This window comes from Collinsella sp. AM18-10 (assembly GCF_003471585.1).
Taxonomy (GTDB): Bacteria; Actinomycetota; Coriobacteriia; order Coriobacteriales; family Coriobacteriaceae; genus Collinsella.
This window is the reverse complement of sequence record NZ_QRJO01000002.1, coordinates 157,043-172,106: the sequence shown is the minus strand read 5'-3', so window position 1 is coordinate 172,106 and position 15,064 is coordinate 157,043. Positions and strand designations below refer to the sequence as shown.

The 15,064-nt window shown below is 58.6% G+C and carries 16 protein-coding genes and 2 tRNA genes; 11 read left to right on the top strand and 7 right to left on the bottom strand.

The window, feature by feature from the left end; genetic code table 11:
• Nucleotides 1–69 precede the first annotated feature (69 nt).
• The 7 genes from DW211_RS02825 to folB all read left to right on the top strand — a co-directional run bounded on the left by DW211_RS02825 (nucleotide 70) and on the right by folB (nucleotide 5,858).
• Nucleotides 70–145 (top strand) — tRNA-Gly (locus DW211_RS02825).
• Nucleotides 146–148: 3 nt separating this feature from the next.
• Nucleotides 149–223: transfer RNA gene (locus tag DW211_RS02820), tRNA-Val, on the top strand.
• Between the two features lie 667 nt (nucleotides 224–890).
• Nucleotides 891–3,113, top strand: a complete 2,223-nt coding sequence (gene nrdD, locus DW211_RS02815; protein WP_117806470.1) for an anaerobic ribonucleoside-triphosphate reductase — start codon at nucleotides 891–893, stop codon at nucleotides 3,111–3,113.
• A gap of 426 nt (nucleotides 3,114–3,539) precedes the next feature.
• Nucleotides 3,540–4,121: an anaerobic ribonucleoside-triphosphate reductase activating protein gene (gene nrdG / locus DW211_RS02810; RefSeq protein WP_118259091.1), complete on the top strand. Its 582-nt coding sequence runs from the start codon at nucleotides 3,540–3,542 to the stop codon at nucleotides 4,119–4,121.
• 66 nt (nucleotides 4,122–4,187) lie between these two features.
• Nucleotides 4,188–4,745, top strand: a complete 558-nt coding sequence (gene folE, locus DW211_RS02805; RefSeq protein ID WP_022094399.1) for a GTP cyclohydrolase I FolE — start codon at nucleotides 4,188–4,190, stop codon at nucleotides 4,743–4,745.
• A gap of 2 nt (nucleotides 4,746–4,747) precedes the next feature.
• Nucleotides 4,748–5,329 (top strand): HD domain-containing protein, encoded by a 582-nt coding sequence (locus tag DW211_RS02800; RefSeq protein ID WP_172622418.1) that lies wholly within the window; start codon nucleotides 4,748–4,750, stop codon nucleotides 5,327–5,329.
• A gap of 43 nt (nucleotides 5,330–5,372) precedes the next feature.
• The gene (gene folB / locus DW211_RS02795) at nucleotides 5,373–5,858 is read left to right on the top strand and encodes a dihydroneopterin aldolase (RefSeq protein ID WP_055251396.1); all 486 of its coding nucleotides are present in this window, start codon (nucleotides 5,373–5,375) and stop codon (nucleotides 5,856–5,858) included.
• Between the two features lie 6 nt (nucleotides 5,859–5,864).
• On the opposite strand, the gene DW211_RS02790 is transcribed toward folB, so the two are convergent.
• Both DW211_RS02790 and DW211_RS02785 read right to left on the bottom strand, forming a co-directional pair.
• A complete protein-coding gene (locus DW211_RS02790; RefSeq protein ID WP_231501581.1) occupies nucleotides 5,865–6,641 on the bottom strand; it encodes a M48 family metallopeptidase in 777 nt (258 codons plus the stop codon).
• Between the two features lie 74 nt (nucleotides 6,642–6,715).
• Nucleotides 6,716–7,729 carry a dipeptidase gene (locus DW211_RS02785; protein WP_117773764.1) on the bottom strand — a complete coding sequence of 338 codons (1,014 nt, stop codon included), beginning with the start codon at nucleotides 7,727–7,729 and terminating at the stop codon, nucleotides 6,716–6,718.
• 120 nt (nucleotides 7,730–7,849) lie between these two features.
• Here DW211_RS02785 and DW211_RS02780 point away from each other — a divergent pair, with 120 nt between their 5' ends.
• The 3 genes from DW211_RS02780 (at nucleotide 7,850) to DW211_RS02770 (ending at nucleotide 9,741) form a co-directional block, all read left to right on the top strand.
• Nucleotides 7,850–8,278 (top strand): peptidylprolyl isomerase, encoded by a 429-nt coding sequence (locus tag DW211_RS02780; protein WP_035138874.1) that lies wholly within the window; start codon nucleotides 7,850–7,852, stop codon nucleotides 8,276–8,278.
• Nucleotides 8,279–8,281: 3 nt separating this feature from the next.
• A complete protein-coding gene (locus tag DW211_RS02775) occupies nucleotides 8,282–8,860 on the top strand; it encodes an urease accessory protein UreE (protein ID WP_118259089.1) in 579 nt (192 codons plus the stop codon).
• A gap of 83 nt (nucleotides 8,861–8,943) precedes the next feature.
• Nucleotides 8,944–9,741 carry an HAD-IIB family hydrolase gene (locus tag DW211_RS02770; protein WP_118259087.1) on the top strand — a complete coding sequence of 266 codons (798 nt, stop codon included), beginning with the start codon at nucleotides 8,944–8,946 and terminating at the stop codon, nucleotides 9,739–9,741.
• 77 nt (nucleotides 9,742–9,818) lie between these two features.
• Here DW211_RS02770 and DW211_RS02765 read toward each other — a convergent pair whose 3' ends face one another.
• From DW211_RS02765 to DW211_RS02745, 5 genes are all read right to left on the bottom strand, one after another.
• Nucleotides 9,819–10,199 carry a Fur family transcriptional regulator gene (locus DW211_RS02765; RefSeq protein ID WP_172677978.1) on the bottom strand — a complete coding sequence of 127 codons (381 nt, stop codon included), beginning with the start codon at nucleotides 10,197–10,199 and terminating at the stop codon, nucleotides 9,819–9,821.
• Nucleotides 10,200–10,260: 61 nt separating this feature from the next.
• Nucleotides 10,261–10,671: an acylphosphatase gene (locus DW211_RS02760; RefSeq protein ID WP_118259086.1), complete on the bottom strand. Its 411-nt coding sequence runs from the start codon at nucleotides 10,669–10,671 to the stop codon at nucleotides 10,261–10,263.
• 2 nt (nucleotides 10,672–10,673) lie between these two features.
• Complete coding sequence (locus DW211_RS02755; RefSeq protein ID WP_118259084.1) at nucleotides 10,674–11,780, bottom strand: Gfo/Idh/MocA family protein; 1,107 nt, start codon at nucleotides 11,778–11,780, stop codon at nucleotides 10,674–10,676.
• A 75-nt stretch (nucleotides 11,781–11,855) separates the two neighbouring features.
• Nucleotides 11,856–12,341, bottom strand: a complete 486-nt coding sequence (gene rnhA, locus DW211_RS02750; RefSeq protein WP_118259082.1) for a ribonuclease HI — start codon at nucleotides 12,339–12,341, stop codon at nucleotides 11,856–11,858.
• 99 nt (nucleotides 12,342–12,440) lie between these two features.
• Nucleotides 12,441–13,343 carry a LysR family transcriptional regulator gene (locus tag DW211_RS02745; RefSeq protein ID WP_118259081.1) on the bottom strand — a complete coding sequence of 301 codons (903 nt, stop codon included), beginning with the start codon at nucleotides 13,341–13,343 and terminating at the stop codon, nucleotides 12,441–12,443.
• A gap of 272 nt (nucleotides 13,344–13,615) precedes the next feature.
• Between DW211_RS02745 and DW211_RS02740 the strand changes: the two genes are divergently transcribed.
• Entirely contained in the window at nucleotides 13,616–14,926 is a 1,311-nt protein-coding gene (locus DW211_RS02740) for an O-acetylhomoserine aminocarboxypropyltransferase/cysteine synthase family protein (protein ID WP_118256426.1), read from the top strand.
• The last annotated feature ends 138 nt before the right edge of the window (nucleotides 14,927–15,064 follow it).

Below are 15,064 nucleotides of genomic sequence, written 5' to 3'. Positions count from 1 at the left end.
GCGTCGCGAAACTTTTCAAAAAAAGTTCTTGCATAGGATGCGGGCATCACGTAAGATTAATCCTCGTAAGCGGACATGGCTCAGTTGGTAGAGCACAACCTTGCCAAGGTTGGGGTCGCGGGTTCGAGCCCCGTTGTCTGCTCCATTTGGGCGTTTAGCTCAGGGGGAGAGCGCTTCCCTGACACGGAAGAGGTCAGAAGTTCAAATCTTCTAACGCCCACCAAATGTTCGCAGCTCAGAGGCTTAGCCCCTGAGCTGTTTTGTTTTGGTCGCCAAATACGTCACCAAATTTCGAGTTTTTGATCTTCCGGGATGCTTCTCAGCAGTCATCCGAGGAAACTCTCGTCTTCTCCGTTTGCATACACATATCTTTCAAGGATTCGTGCCGCGGTTGCATGAGGCTCGGCAAGGCACGACCGCAACATGTTGGTCAAGCATAATCTTTTGGATTCTTTTGGCGTGAGTGGCTTGGTTTTGGTAGGATTTGTCAGCGGCCTAACTAAGGGGGTTTTATAACTGCCATGCAGGTAGCCGTGCTGGTAACGTTTTACCGACTTGCCAAGAACCCCTCATAATTAATGCGTCTGCAAAATGACCAATTGCTTTGACCTGCTGAAACACTATATGTTGTGTTTGACCTAAAAAAAGAATACAGGATATAGATGCCTCTTTGTCGTATGATAGATGGCGGACAGAGAACGAAGACCTTAACTGCCTCTTTTGAACGTGTCCTTGAGCCGCTTGATCGGCTCCTGGGAGTGTCCGCATTGAGGCTTATGGTTTATCGAGAACACAGATTGCGCGACGGCGCCGCAAGACGGGGGTAAGCCCTGCCGGGCATCGTTTGGCTCTGAAACGCAATGAGACTACGACGCGAAAGAGGCAAGAGGATGAAGATCATCAAGCGCAGCGGCACCGAGGTTGTCTTTGACATCGATAAGATCGTCAATGCGATTCGCGCCGCCAACTTGGAGGTCGAGGAGGGCTCTCGTCTTACCGACCGCCAGGTGGTTTATGCGGCGCAAAACGTCGCCGAGGCATGCGAGAACGCGGGCCACACCGTGTCGGTCGAGGAGATTCAGGATCTGGTCGAGGACGAGATCATGCGTCTCGACTGCTACGAGGTCGCTCGCCATTACATCATCTATCGCTATGTTCAGAGCCTGAAGCGCCAGAAGAACACGACCGACGACAAGATTCTGTCGCTCATCGAGTGCAACAACGAAGAGGTCAAGCAGGAGAACTCCAACAAGAACCCGACCGTCAATTCCGTTCAGCGTGACTACATGGCCGGCGAGATTTCCAAGGACCTGACTCAGCGTGTGCTGCTGCCCCAGGAGATCGTGGATGCCCACAATGAGGGCCTGATCCACTTCCACGATTCCGACTACTTTGCCCAGCACATGCATAACTGCGACCTAGTGAACCTGGAGGATATGCTCCAGAACGGCACTGTTATCTCGGGCACGCTGATTGAGAAGCCGCACAGTTTCTCGACTGCCTGCAACATCGCGACGCAGATTATCGCCCAGGTTGCTTCCTCCCAGTACGGTGGCCAGTCGATTTCGCTGACCCATCTTGCCCCGTTCGTCGAGGTGAGCCGTCAAAAGATTCGCGGCGAGGTCGCCCGCGAGCTCGAGGAGCTCGGCGTTTCCGCATCTCCCGAAAAGGTCCGCGAGGTTGTTGAGGACCGCCTGCGTGACGAGATCCGTCGCGGCGTCCAGACGATTCAGTATCAGGTCGTGACCCTTATGACCACCAACGGCCAGGCGCCGTTCGTGACGGTCTTCATGTATCTCAACGAGGCTCGCTCAGCGCAGGAGAAGCACGACCTTGCCATGATTGTGGAGGAGACGCTCCGCCAGCGCTATGAGGGCGTTAAGAACGAAGCCGGCGTGTGGATTACCCCGGCATTCCCCAAGCTCATCTATGTACTCGAGGACGATAACGTTCACGAGAATTCCCCGTACTTCTACCTGACCCAGCTGGCTGCCAAGTGCACCGCCAAGCGCATGGTGCCCGACTACATCTCCGAGAAGAAGATGCGCGAGCTCAAGCTGTCTAAGGGCGAGACCGCCGGCAACGGCGATTGCTACACCTGCATGGGTTGCCGCAGCTTCTTGACGCCCGACCGCTCCGGTAACGGATTTAACAACGTAGCCAACGCGCTGAACTATGACCCGACCAAACCTAAGTACTATGGCCGCTTTAACCAGGGTGTTGTGACCATCAACCTGCCCGATGTCGCGCTGAGCTCGCATCAGGACATGGACAAGTTCTGGAAGATCTTCGACGAGCGCCTTGAGCTGTGCCACCGTGCCCTGCTGTGCCGTCATGAGCGCCTGATGGGTACGCTTTCGGATGCCGCACCGATTTTGTGGCAGTACGGCGCCCTCGCTCGTCTGAAGAAGGGCGAGACGATCGACAAACTGCTCGTGGGCGGATACTCTACCATCAGCCTGGGCTATGCTGGCCTGTATGAGTGCGTCAAGTACATGACGGGCCACAGCCACACCGAGAAGGAAGGCACGCCGTTTGCCATGGCCGTCATGCAGCGCATGAACGACAAGTGCGCCGAGTGGAAGGCCGAAAGCGATATCGATTTCTCGCTGTACGGTACGCCGTTGGAGTCGACGACTTACAAGTTCGCCAAGTGCCTGCAGCGTCGTTTTGGCATTATTCCGGGCGTGACGGACAAGGGCTACATTACCAACAGCTATCACGTCCACGTGTCCGAGGAGATTGATGCTTTCGACAAGCTTAAGTTTGAGGGCATGTTCCAGCAGCTTTCGCCGGGCGGTGCTATCTCCTACGTTGAGGTTCCCAACATGCAGGACAACCTCAAGGCTGTCATTCGCGTGATGCAGTACATCTACGACAACATCATGTACGCCGAGCTCAACACCAAGAGCGACTACTGCCAGGTGTGCGGCTACGATGGCGAGATCAAGATTGTTGAGGACGATGGCAAGCTGGTGTGGGAGTGCCCCAACTGCGGCAACCGAGACCAGGAGAAGATGAACGTCGCTCGTCGTACGTGCGGCTACATCGGTACCCAGTTCTGGAACCAGGGCCGAACCGAGGAGATCCGCGACCGCGTGCTGCATCTCTAATAACCATCCCAGGCCGCCCCGTAGCGAGGCCCCGGACCTTTACTCGCTATTTCGGACAGTCCTGGCTCACGATGGAGGCGCCACTGGCGCCTCCTGTTCGTGCGGAACTCATATCGAGCAAAGGTCCGGGGCCTCGCTACGGGGCGGCCAAGTTGATGTAGCTGAGATGCAGCATGCGGTCTGCTCACTCCTCGAAGTTCTTAGCGGAAATAATTCGAGCTGCAGCTGCGATTTACTTGCGATGGCGGTTGAGCCGCAACCCAGTTTTTATTGGACCTCGAACCCTATACTCGATGTTCGCTTCGTTCATTGAGTTGCCTTTTGCATGAGGCCGGGACATATCGTCCCGCCCGCAGTTTCGCAGGCCGCAGGCCGAGAATGTTTGAGGACGGGATGATATGTCCCGGCCTCCCGGGAGAGTTACCTATGAACTACGCGAACATTAAGTATTTCGACATTGCTGATGGGGAAGGCGTCCGCACTTCTCTGTTTGTGAGCGGGTGCCGTCGTGGGTGCAAGAATTGCTTTAACTCTGTTGCGTGGGACTTTGCTGCGGGCGAGCCCTTTGATCGTGCCGTCGAGGACAAGATTATCGAGAGCCTCGATCATCCCTTTATCGATGGCCTGACGATTCTGGGCGGCGAGCCTATGGAGCCCGAGAATCAGGCGGGGCTCGTTGATTTCATTGAGCGCGTGCGTGCGGCTTACCCGATGGAGTCGGGGAAGACTATTTGGTGCTTTACCGGCGATGTGCTCGAGGAGCTTATGCCGGGCGGTTGCCATCATACCGAGGTGACGGATCGCATCCTTGCCTGCCTTGACATGTTGGTGGACGGCCCGTTTGTTCAGGACCTGTACGATATCTCGTTGCGCTTTAGGGGCTCGAGCAACCAGCGCGTGATCGATATGAACGCTACGCGCGCCCGTGCTGAGCGCGAGGGCGTTGCGCTTTGTGATGCGGTTGAACTTTGGCGTGATGATCCGGTCTATTCGACCCATACTATGTAGCTTGTGGTCGATGCCGAAGGGCGTGGTACCATAGCGCGAACGTGAAATCGGAAAAGTGAGGCCCAGATGGTCGATCAGGAAAAAGTCGAGGCCGCCATTAAGCTGTTGCTTGAGGGCATAGGCGAGGACCCAACTCGTGAGGGCCTGCTGGAGACCCCGGCGCGCGTTGCCCGTATGTATGGTGAGATCGCCGGCGGTATGGACCAGAGTGCCGAGGAACACCTGTCCAAAACCTTTGCCGTCGCTTCGAACGATTTGGTTATCGAGCGCGACATCACGTTCTACTCGCTGTGCGAACATCATCTGCTGCCGTTTTATGGCAAGGCCGCCATTGGTTATATCCCTAACGGTCGGGTGGCTGGGCTTTCCAAGCTCGCCCGCACGGTTGAGGTTTATGCCCGCCGTCTTCAGCTGCAGGAGCAACTGTGCGCACAGGTTGCCGATGCCCTCATGGATTATCTCGCTCCCCAGGGAGCGATTGTGTTGATGGAGGCCGAGCATATGTGCATGACGATGCGTGGCGTGCAAAAGCCCGGCACCAAGACCGTGACGCTTGCTCGCCGCGGCGTCTTTGAGACCGATCCCGCGCTCGAGGAGCGTTTCTTTAGGATGCTGGGCCGCTAACCATGAGAGTCGTCAACGACTTTACATCGAAGACCGATGAGGGGACGTCGCGTCGCGGCTTTATGGCTTCGGGCCTGGCCCCCTTTGGTGCCATGCCTCGCATTGATTACATTTGTGCCAACGGGCTGTTCCGGCGGCACCTGGGCAACATCGTACAGTTGGAATCGGGGCGCATCTTCTGCCGCCACGGTATTGACCATCTGCTCGATGTCGCTCGCATTATGTGGATCAAGAATCTCGAGGAACAGCTCGAATTTGACCGCGAGGTCATCTACGCCACGGCACTTCTTCACGATATCGGCAAAGATGAACAGTATGAATCGGGTATATCCCATGATGTTGCAAGCGAACGCGTCGCTGATGCGATTCTCGGCGGCATGCCCGATGACGTGGCGTTTGAGCCGGCCGATGCCGCAGCCATTAAGACGGCCATTCTGGGCCATCGAAAGCTGCGCGTGAACAGCCAACCGCTTGAGCGTCTGCTCTATGCAGCCGACAAAGCGTCGCGCGCCTGCTTTGCATGCCCCGCGCGCAATGCTTGCAACTGGAGCGATGATAAAAAGAACCTGTCGATTCGCGTGTAGTTAGTTTGCGCGGTCGGGGTTCTAAACGAAGGAGACGATCGCGTTGAGTAACAAGAAACTGCCCGAGAATGCAACCAAGACCGAAGGCGCCGAGCTCGCCCGCCGTGGAAGGGGCGAAATATCCACCGCAACGGCGGTGCCTCACGTGAGCTATGACGATTTGCGCCATGCCGATCGTATTGTCATTGACGGTCTTGAGGTTTTTGCCAACCATGGCGTGTATCCCGAGGAGAACGCGCTGGGTCAGAAGTTCATCGTTTCTCTGGTGCTCTATGCCGACCTGCGCGCGGCGGGGGAGCACGATAACCTGGACGCCTCGATTGACTACGGCTCGGTGTGCCACGATGTCGATGGCTATCTGCGCGAGCATACGTTTAAGCTCATCGAGGCGGCAGCCGAGGGGACAGCCCAGATGCTGCTGCGCCGTTATCCCTCGCTGCTTGGTGTGCGCATAAAGCTCGATAAGCCGTGGGCTCCTGTTGGCCTGCCCCTGGCAAGCTGCGGCGTCGAGATCGAGCGCGTGCGCTAGTCGACGCTAGAGCTTGTTGAGGGGTGGCTGCTTGAGCCGCTGAGACAGTGCTCTATTGTTGGGACAGTACGTGTCGAGCAGGGCGTGAAAGCGCTGATTGTGGCTCGGCTCGAGCAGATGGACGAGCTCGTGGGCGACAACCATGTCGAGGCATTCGACAGGGTAGGCGGCGAGCTCGCGCGCGATGCGAATGGCGCCGGTCTTGGGCGTGCATGATCCCCAGCGCGTTTTCATGCTGCGCACGGAGACGCGGGCCACGGTGACGCCCATTGCGATTTCGTACGCGTGCACCATATCGTACAGTGCCGTGGTGACCTCGGTTGCATAGAGCTGGTCGATACGGGCTTGGAGCTCATCGGACGTTAGGCCGTCGAGGATTGCGTGCCGCTTGGCCTGTGGGCCTTCGTCCGATTCATCGGTACCCATAAAACTTGCGAAGGTGGCCTGTTTGGGTCGCGGTGCGGGTGATGCAAAGTTGTGATCGAGTGCATCCTGTACCGTGATGGGCTTGCCCCAAAGTGCAATGATGGACGAGGGGCTGAGCGGCTCTCGTGCCGTCGCCTGACGTTGCTCGCGCTGGGCAAGTCGGCTGATAATCCAGGCGCTGTTGCGCTTCACAAACGCTTCGATACGCTCGCGGCTGGCGCCGATCGGTGCGCTGGCGTGGACCTCGCCGCTCGATGTGACGCGTAGGTTGAAGTTCTTGACGCGCTTTTTGGTAACGACGACGGGGATGGTCGTCCCATCCGGTCGGGATGCGGAAATCGTAAACTGCTGCGTCAAAAGCGGTCCTTCAGATCGGGGACGGGCCGGCATGTCGACCGTTCGGCATGCCGGCCCGCTCAAGGGATGTGAAATTAATAACGCTCGAAGAAGGCAAGCGCGTTGTCGCTGCAGAGCTTTTGCATCACGGTCTTGCCAAAATGCTTGGAAAGCATGTTCTGGAACTCGGGCATCTTGCTGGCATCGGAGAGGAAAGCGGGCACCGTGGCGCCGTCCCAGTCGCCGCCGAGCGCGATGACGTCCTCGCCGCCCAGGTCGAGCCAGTGCTCGATATGCGCCGCCAGCTGGTCGAAGGTGACGTCTGCGGCGGTCTTGTCGGTTGCGTCGTTGGAAAGGAACTCGCTGCAGTAGTTGAGGCCGACGATGCCACCCATGTCGCGAATGGTGCGGAACTGGTCGTCGGTAAGGTTGCGTTTGGCGCCGCAAACCGCACGGGAGTTGGAGTGGCTGGCGACGAAGGGACGCGTGGCGCGGGCGGCGGCCTCGTCAAAGCACTCATCGTTGAGGTGGGAGACGTCGAGCACCATGCCGGCGTGCTCCATCTGCGTAAGCGCCTCGATGCCGGCGGCGGTGAGGCCGGCGTGGGTGTCGTGGCCGCTCGCGAGCGGTCCCTGCGCGTTCCAGCTGAGTGACGACATAAGCACGCCCAGGCTCTTGAGCACCTCGATCAGCGCGGGGTCCTCGGCAAAGAACGTGGCGTTTTCGATGGTGTGGATGCAAGCGACCTTGCCGTCCTTGAGCGCGGGGCGAATGTCTGCGGCGCTGCGCACGTTGACCATACGGTCGTGGTTGAGCATTGCCTGGCCGCTCATATGCGCCATGATCTGCGCCTGGAAGCGCGCGGCGTGGGCGGTGGGAATCTCGTCGGGGACAAACGTGGCGAAGCACTGTGCCCACGGCGTGTTGCCGATCTTTGCGAGCGAGATGGCACAGGCGTTACCCTCGATGAGGTCGAAATCTTGCGGATGCGTTTCGTCGCCGGGGAAATAACCGTCGGTGCCGGCGGTAAAGCGCAGGTCGAGATCGAGCGTGGCCCAGCCGATTCGGTCGGCAGTGTCGCAGTGTAGGTCAAATACGGGATATGCCATGGTTCCTCCGGTTGCAGCGTTTCTTTGCAAACTGTCATTGAATTGTATGACTAGGGTATAGTTAGCGCCATATGTTCACGGCGGCCCGCGTTGTGCGCCGCCCTTATCACGGAGGTTACCATGTCCAACCAGGGCAAGAAGGTCAAGACCCATTATCGCGGCACGCTCGATGACGGCACGCAGTTCGATAGCTCCTACGATCGCGGCGAGCCGCTGGAGTTCACCTGCGGCGCCGGTCAGATGATCAAGGGCTTCGACGCCGCTGTTGTCGACATGCAGGTGGGCGAGAAGAAGACCGTGCACATTCCTGCTGCCGATGCCTACGGCGAGCACAATCCCGAGATGGTTCTGACCTTCCCGGCCGAACAGGTTCCCAACATCGAGCAGATCGAGAAGGGCATGAAGCTTTTCCTGTCCACGCCGAGCGGTATGCCCGTTCCCGCCGTGGTCATCGACGTAACGCCCGAGGCTGTGACGCTCGACGCCAACCACGAGCTGGCCGGCAAGGACCTCAACTTTGATATCGAGCTCGTTGAGGTCGAGGGTTAGAGTATGCCTGAACGCTTGGTTTCGACGACATGCTTGGGAAATCTCAACGATCCGTCCTATGAACTCCTGCTTCGCCGGAAGTTGGGCGGCGTCTTTGAAGTTGACGAGCTACTGTTCGATTGGGACCGGGCTGATGTATGCGCGTTTGCGGGCGTGACGGAGCTGGGGCGCACGATCGATGTTCGGCTGGATGCTGCCGACGGCAGTCGTCTTGCCGACGGCGACGTGCTCGCCATCGACCGTTCGGGCATGGTGCCCGTGGCGGTTGTCGTGCGCCTGCGCAGTGCCGAGGTTTATTTGGTCGAAGTTGACCGCATGGACCCGATTGCGCTCGCGCATGCGTGCTGGGAGATCGGCAATATGCACGCGCCGCTTTTCCGAGGCGATTCGGACGAGCATACCGTGCGCATGTATACGCCGGTGCAGCCTGTTTTGGGCCGCATGCTTCGCGGCGTCGAGGGAGCTCGGATCTCGATCGTTTCGCGCGAGCTCGATGCGGGCCGACGCTTTGCGTCGAGCGCGGCCGATGTTGTCGTGAGCATGGCTCCGGACTTTACCATCGTTAAAAAGACTCGCGACTAAGCGCGCGTATGCGCAAGACGGGCTTTGAGGGGTGACCGATCAAGGTCCGTCTTGCTGTTGATAGGAGGCTTTGGGGGAAGCATATGGGTCTTGAGGGAATCAAGCTGATTGCATGCGATTTGGACGGCACGTTGCTGCACCCGGGGGAGCGCGAGCCGCGTTCCGAGGCCTTTGAGCTTATCGATGAGCTGCATCGTCGCGGTATCGTGTTTATGCCGGCGAGTGGCCGTCAATATGCGAGCCTGCGCTACCTGTTTGCCCCGGTGGCCGATGAACTCGCCTATGTATGCGAAAACGGAGCCCTGGTCATGAGCGAGGGGCGTGCCGTTGTCAAGCGTTCTATGGAGCGTGGCCTGGCCATGGATATCGCGAATGCCGTGGTTGCGTACCCCCATGCCGACGTGACCCTTTCGTGTGAGGGGCACCTCTACACCATGAGCGGCAACGACGCGTTTGTTGACCACCTGCGTTATGAGGTCCACTGCGATGTGGCGGTGGTCGACCGTCCAGAGGACATCGACGAGGGCGTCATTAAGATTGCCTTCCAGACGCCCGAGGTGGAGCAGCCGGCGGCGCTGGAGTATTTTGTGCGTCGCTTTAGCGACCGGGTCGATGTGATGACATCGGGAACCGAATGGACCGACTTTATCGGCTTTGATTCGGGCAAGGGGTCCGCGCTTGCCGATTATGGTTGTGCGCTGGGGATTTCGCCCGATGAGATGATGGCGTTTGGCGATAACGAAAACGACCGCGACATGCTCAACGTCGTGGGCCATCCTTATCTAATGGAGAGCTGCAATCCCTCTATGCGTGGCATCAACGACCGCGTCCGTTACGTGCGCACGGTCGAAGAGGAATTGCATCGCCTGCTTGCTGAGTAGATATTTGGGACATGCCTAGAAATCTATTTTTTGCTGCAAAGCGCGGAAAGGTGGATTTTAAGGCATGTCCTGAACATCTACCGGCAGTCGGGGCAGAGACCCTCGAAGATGGTGTAGTGCGACGTGACGTGCCAGCCGATTTGCTCGGACGCCTTGGCGTCGAGCTGGGCATCGAAGGGGAGCGGTACGTCGATGACGCGGCTGCATGAGGTGCAGATGATATGCGCATGCGGCTCGATCGTGCGATCGAAGCGACTTCCGCCCGGCGTCTTGATGGAGAGAATCTCGCCGGCGTCGGCCAAGAGATTGAGGTTGCGGTAGACCGTACCGCGGCTGATTTTGTCATCCTGCGCGCGCACGACGTTGTAGATTTCGTCGGCGGTGGGATGGTTATAGCTTTGGCGCACGGCGTCAAGAACCAACTTTCGCTGCCTGGTATTCCTTCTTTGCACCGCCATGCGCCTCGCCTCTTTTCTATCAACGGTCGTAGGTAAATGATACCGTATTTAGCACACAATACTAATAACGAGGCGTGAAACCGTCTTCATTGGCAAGTGGGGCTCGGGCCTGGGCGTCTACGAGGCGAAAACGCGTACCTATGCGCTCGTAGGAGGCATGAAGCGCCTCGAGATGAGATAGGACGTTTGCCGGAGCTCCCTGTATCTCCATCTCGACTGAGCCGTCTTCCATATTACGCACCCAGCCGGTGAGGGAGCGTGCCTGCGCGAGGTTGGTGTTGGTAAAGCGAAAACCAACGCCTTGGACTTGCCCCGCCCAGCGCAGGAAATAGCGCAGGGGAGTGTCTTGAGTGGCCTCGTCGCTTGCGAGCACGGTAAGCCTGCGGCGCAACTCGAGCTCAATGTTTGATGGTTTTTGAGGCTCTCGACTGCCTCCGGTGACGCTGGAGAAGAACGTATCGAAGAAGCCCATCGCTATGCCTGCTTGCCTGCGTCGGCCGGGAAGGCGATACCCGCCTGCTGACGCACGGCATCCATGATACGCAGCGACACGAGCGTGACATCGCGGTAGTGGCCAAGCTCGTGGCGTCCCGCTGGGGTCTCCCAAATCTCTTCCTTAACGTTATCGATGCCGCCGATAGCGGTGATAAAGTCTGCGAGTTCGTATTCCATAGTGTTGCACGATTTGGGCAGGTCGAGCACGCGGCCATTGTCGCCCTGTTCGCGCGGTGCCTCGGTCGCCGAGCCGCGTACGACGTCGCCGCGATAGTCGATGCGTACGTTGCGGGGCGTGGACAGATGATCAATCTGGATGGTGCCGCGCTCACCTTCGATTTGCGAGGGCAGCAGATCGTTGGTGATCTTGGAATGCGCAAGCTCGACGGAAATGCGGCCTCCGCCATAGCTGGCGAGAATGGAGCCGCAGCCGTCGATGGGGCCGTGCGTGAGCTGTCGCGTGGTGGGGTCGAGCAGAGTAGTCATGCTCGTAAGACCGGAGGGCATGCCGAAGATCTCGACCATGGGCTCGACGGTGTAGACGCCGATGTCCATGAGGGAACCCGATGCCATGTGGCAGTCGAAGATATTGGTGGCGCGCCCCGCGAGAACCTCGTTGTAGCGCGAAGAATACTTGCCAAAGCGCAACGATGCACGACGAATGGGCGCAATCTCGCCCAGGGCGTCCTCGACGGCGTGGAAAGCAGGGTCATGGAGCGGGCGCATGGCCTCGAGGGCTACGACGCCCGCCGCCTCGGCTGCGCGAAAGACCTCGAGCGCTTGCGCCTCGGTGGCACAAAAAGGCTTTTCGACGATAACGTGCTTGCCGCCGGCGATACAGGCGAGCGCCTGCTCGTAGTGGAGCGCATTGGGGCTGCCGATGTAGACGGCGTCGACGTCGGCGGCTGCCGCAAGCTCATCGAGTGAAGTAAAGCTTCGCTCGCCACCGCGCTCGGCGGTAAAGGCAGCACCGCGATCGGCATCGCGTGAAAGCGTGCCCACAAACGCGGCTTGGTCATTGGCGTTGACGACTTGGATAAAGTCGTCGGTAATCATGGATGTGCCGATGGTCGCTATGCGCAGCATGTATCCCCCTCGTGCCGTTCGGTTTACAGGATGAGTGTAGCGCGAGGAGGCAGGAAATAGCGTACGAAAACGCCGTTACAGGTCGCTCTCGTTAAAGCCAGTGTCGATATCGAGGTTGCTGCCGTCGGCCGCCGTGGTGGCAAGTTCGTCGCAGCGCTCGTTGAGCTCATGGCCGGCGTGGCCCTTAACCCAGATGAACTCCACTTTGTGCTTGCTCTTTGCGGTGAGCAGGCGCTCCCACAGATCGCGGTTCTTGACAGGTTGCTTGTTGGCGGTCTTCCAGCCGCGTTTTTTCCATCCGTCAATCCAGTGCCTGTTGAAGGCGTTGACGACGTACTGCGAATCGGAATGGACTTCGACCTCGCAGGGGCGGTTGAGTGCCTCGAGCGCCACGATAACGGCCATGAGCTCCATGCGGTTGTTGGTGGTCTTGGCGTAGCCGCGCGAAAGCTCGGAGGTAAAGGTCTTGCCGGCGGGGTTGGTGTATTTGAGCACGGCGCCGTAGCCGCCGCGTCCCGGATTTGATCGGGCCGAGCCGTCGGTATAGATGATGACCTTCACGGGTTTCCTTTCTTTGAGTGCATTTCATGTGAGTGACCATTGTAGCGCCATGCCCGCCGGGGGCCAGCAATCTACGATTTCTGCCCCGTCTTCCGACTGTTAGCTGGCATGGATGATGCGGTTGAGCTCGTCGAGGTATTGCTGCAAGAGGAGAGAGGGCTTGCGCTCGTCGTGCATGATGTAGCCAACGTGCATCGTTGGGGCGTCTGCTAACGGGATCGATGCCATGCCCCATTGCATTTCATTGGAGAGGACACCGGTCGACAGGGTGTAACCGTTCGACGTGATAAGTAAGTTGGTAAGTGTTCCGCGGTCCGAGATTCGTATGTTGCGGTCGCAAGGGATATAGCTAAAGGGTTCCTCGGCGTAATAGAAGGAGTTTGAGGTTCCCTGCTCAAAGCTGTAGCGCGTATAGGGCGTGAGGTCGGCAAGGGACAGTTGAGGGCGGCGTGCGAGCGGATGGCGTTCGCTGACGAAGACGTGGACCGTCGCGTCGAAGAGGGGATGGAAGCTTGCGCGGGCATCGGCGAAGGCCTTCTGCAAGACACGGGTATTAAAGTCGTCCAGATAGAGGATGCCGATGTCGCTGCGAAACGCGCGCACGTCGTCGATGATCTGCGATGTGGTGGTCTCGCGCATGATGAACTCGAACTTGCTGTCGCGGCAGCGCTCGACTACGTTGACAAAGGCCTCGACCGAAAAGGCGTAGTGCTGGGCGGAAATGGCGAGGCGGGCTTGCGGGGTGCCGCCGTCCTCGTAGCGTGCCTCGAGCATGTCGGCCTGCTCTACGACCTGGCGCGCATAGCCCAAAAGCTCGGTGCCGTCGTTGGTGAGCGTGACGCCGCGGCTGGAGCGCGTAAAGATCTCCAGATGGAGCTCCTGTTCCAGGCTTTTGACGGCGTTTGAGATGTTGGACTGAGCAGTATAGAGGCGTTGAGCTGCGGCGTTGATTGAGCCGGACTCTGCCACGGTGATCAGAAAACGAAGCTGCTGAAGGGTCATCGACACCATCCTTTCGATAGTTATCTATAAAACAGATAACAAGTTAGCGCTTTTAAGTGATTGACCGAGGAAGACAATGCCCGTACTATTCAAAACACACAAAGGCGGTAGGTTATTAAGCCGACTACGGAATCGGGACGCGAAAGGAGGCCCGCATATGAATTGCTTACCAAGACGAATGCCGGGCTCCTGTTTGCGCCCGTCGGCGTGATCAGGAGACAGCGACTTACTTCTCTCCTTTTACTTACTTTCGTTCGATCAAGGAGATCATCATGAGCCAGTTCATCAACAACCCCGAGCACACCTTTGGTTTCGATACCCTGCAGCTGCACGTTGGCCAGGAGAGTGCCGATCCCGCATCCGACTCCCGTGCCGTGCCTATCTACCAGACCACGAGCTATGTGTTCCGCAACTCCCAGCACGCCGCCGACCGCTTTGGTCTTGCCGACGCCGGTAACATCTACGGCCGTCTGACCAACTCCACCCAGGGCGTCTTCGAGGACCGTATCGCCGCGCTCGAGGGCGGCGTGGCAGGTCTTGCCGTCGCCTCCGGCGCTGCTGCCATCACCTATACCCTGCAGGCTCTTGCCCAGGCTGGTGACCACGTGGTGGCTCAGAAGACCATCTACGGTGGCTCCTACAACCTGCTGGAGCATACGCTCTCCCAGTTTGGCGTCGAGACCACGTTTGTCGATGCCCATAACCTGGAAGAGGTTGAGGGTGCCATCAAGGACAGCACCACGGTCATCTATCTCGAGACGCTCGGCAACCCCAACTCCGACATCCCCAACATCGACGCCATCTCCGAGATTGCCAAGAAGCACGGTCTGCCGGTTGTCGTCGACAACACCTTCGGCACCCCGTATCTGTTCCGTCCGCTGGAGCACGGCGCCAACATCGTCGTCCACTCCGCAACCAAGTTCATCGGCGGCCACGGTACCTCGCTGGGCGGTGTGATCGTCGACGGCGGTAACTTCGATTGGAAGGCGAGTGGCAAGTACGCCCAGATCGCTGAGCCCAACCCCTCCTACCATGGTGTTTCGTTTGCCGAGGCTGCCGGTCCCGCCGCCTTCGCAACCTATGTCCGCGCTATCCTGCTGCGTGACGAGGGCGCCTGCATCAGCCCGTTCAACGCCTGGGTTCTGCTCCAGGGCACCGAGACTCTGTCGCTGCGCGTTGACCGCCATGTCGAGAACACCAAGAAGGTCGTTGAGTTCCTGGCTGGTGACAGCCACGTCGCCAAGGTGAATCACCCGAGCCTGCCTGAGCACCCCGATCACGAGCTCTATCAGAAGTACTTCCCCCGTGGCGGTGCCTCGATCTTTACCTTTGAGATTAAGGGTGGCCAGGAGGCTGCATGGAAGTTCATCGATCATCTGCAGGTGTTCTCGCTGCTCGCCAACGTGGCCGACGTCAAGTCGCTCGTCGTGCACCCGGCTACCACCACGCACTCCCAGCTCTCTGCCGAGGAGCTCGCCGAGCAGAACATCACGCCCTCCACGATCCGTCTTTCCATCGGTACCGAGAACGCCGAGGACATCATTTGGGATCTGAAGCAGGCCTTCGCCGCGCTGGACGAGTAAGGCGACTTGTGCAAGGACCCCTTGCGACTCGATAGGTATAACTGCATAAAATGCCTGCTCAAGGCGCCTGTGCGAACAATGGTTGCACAGGCGCCTTTTTTGCATAGAGAGGGTGCAAAAACAGGGTTTTTGACATGC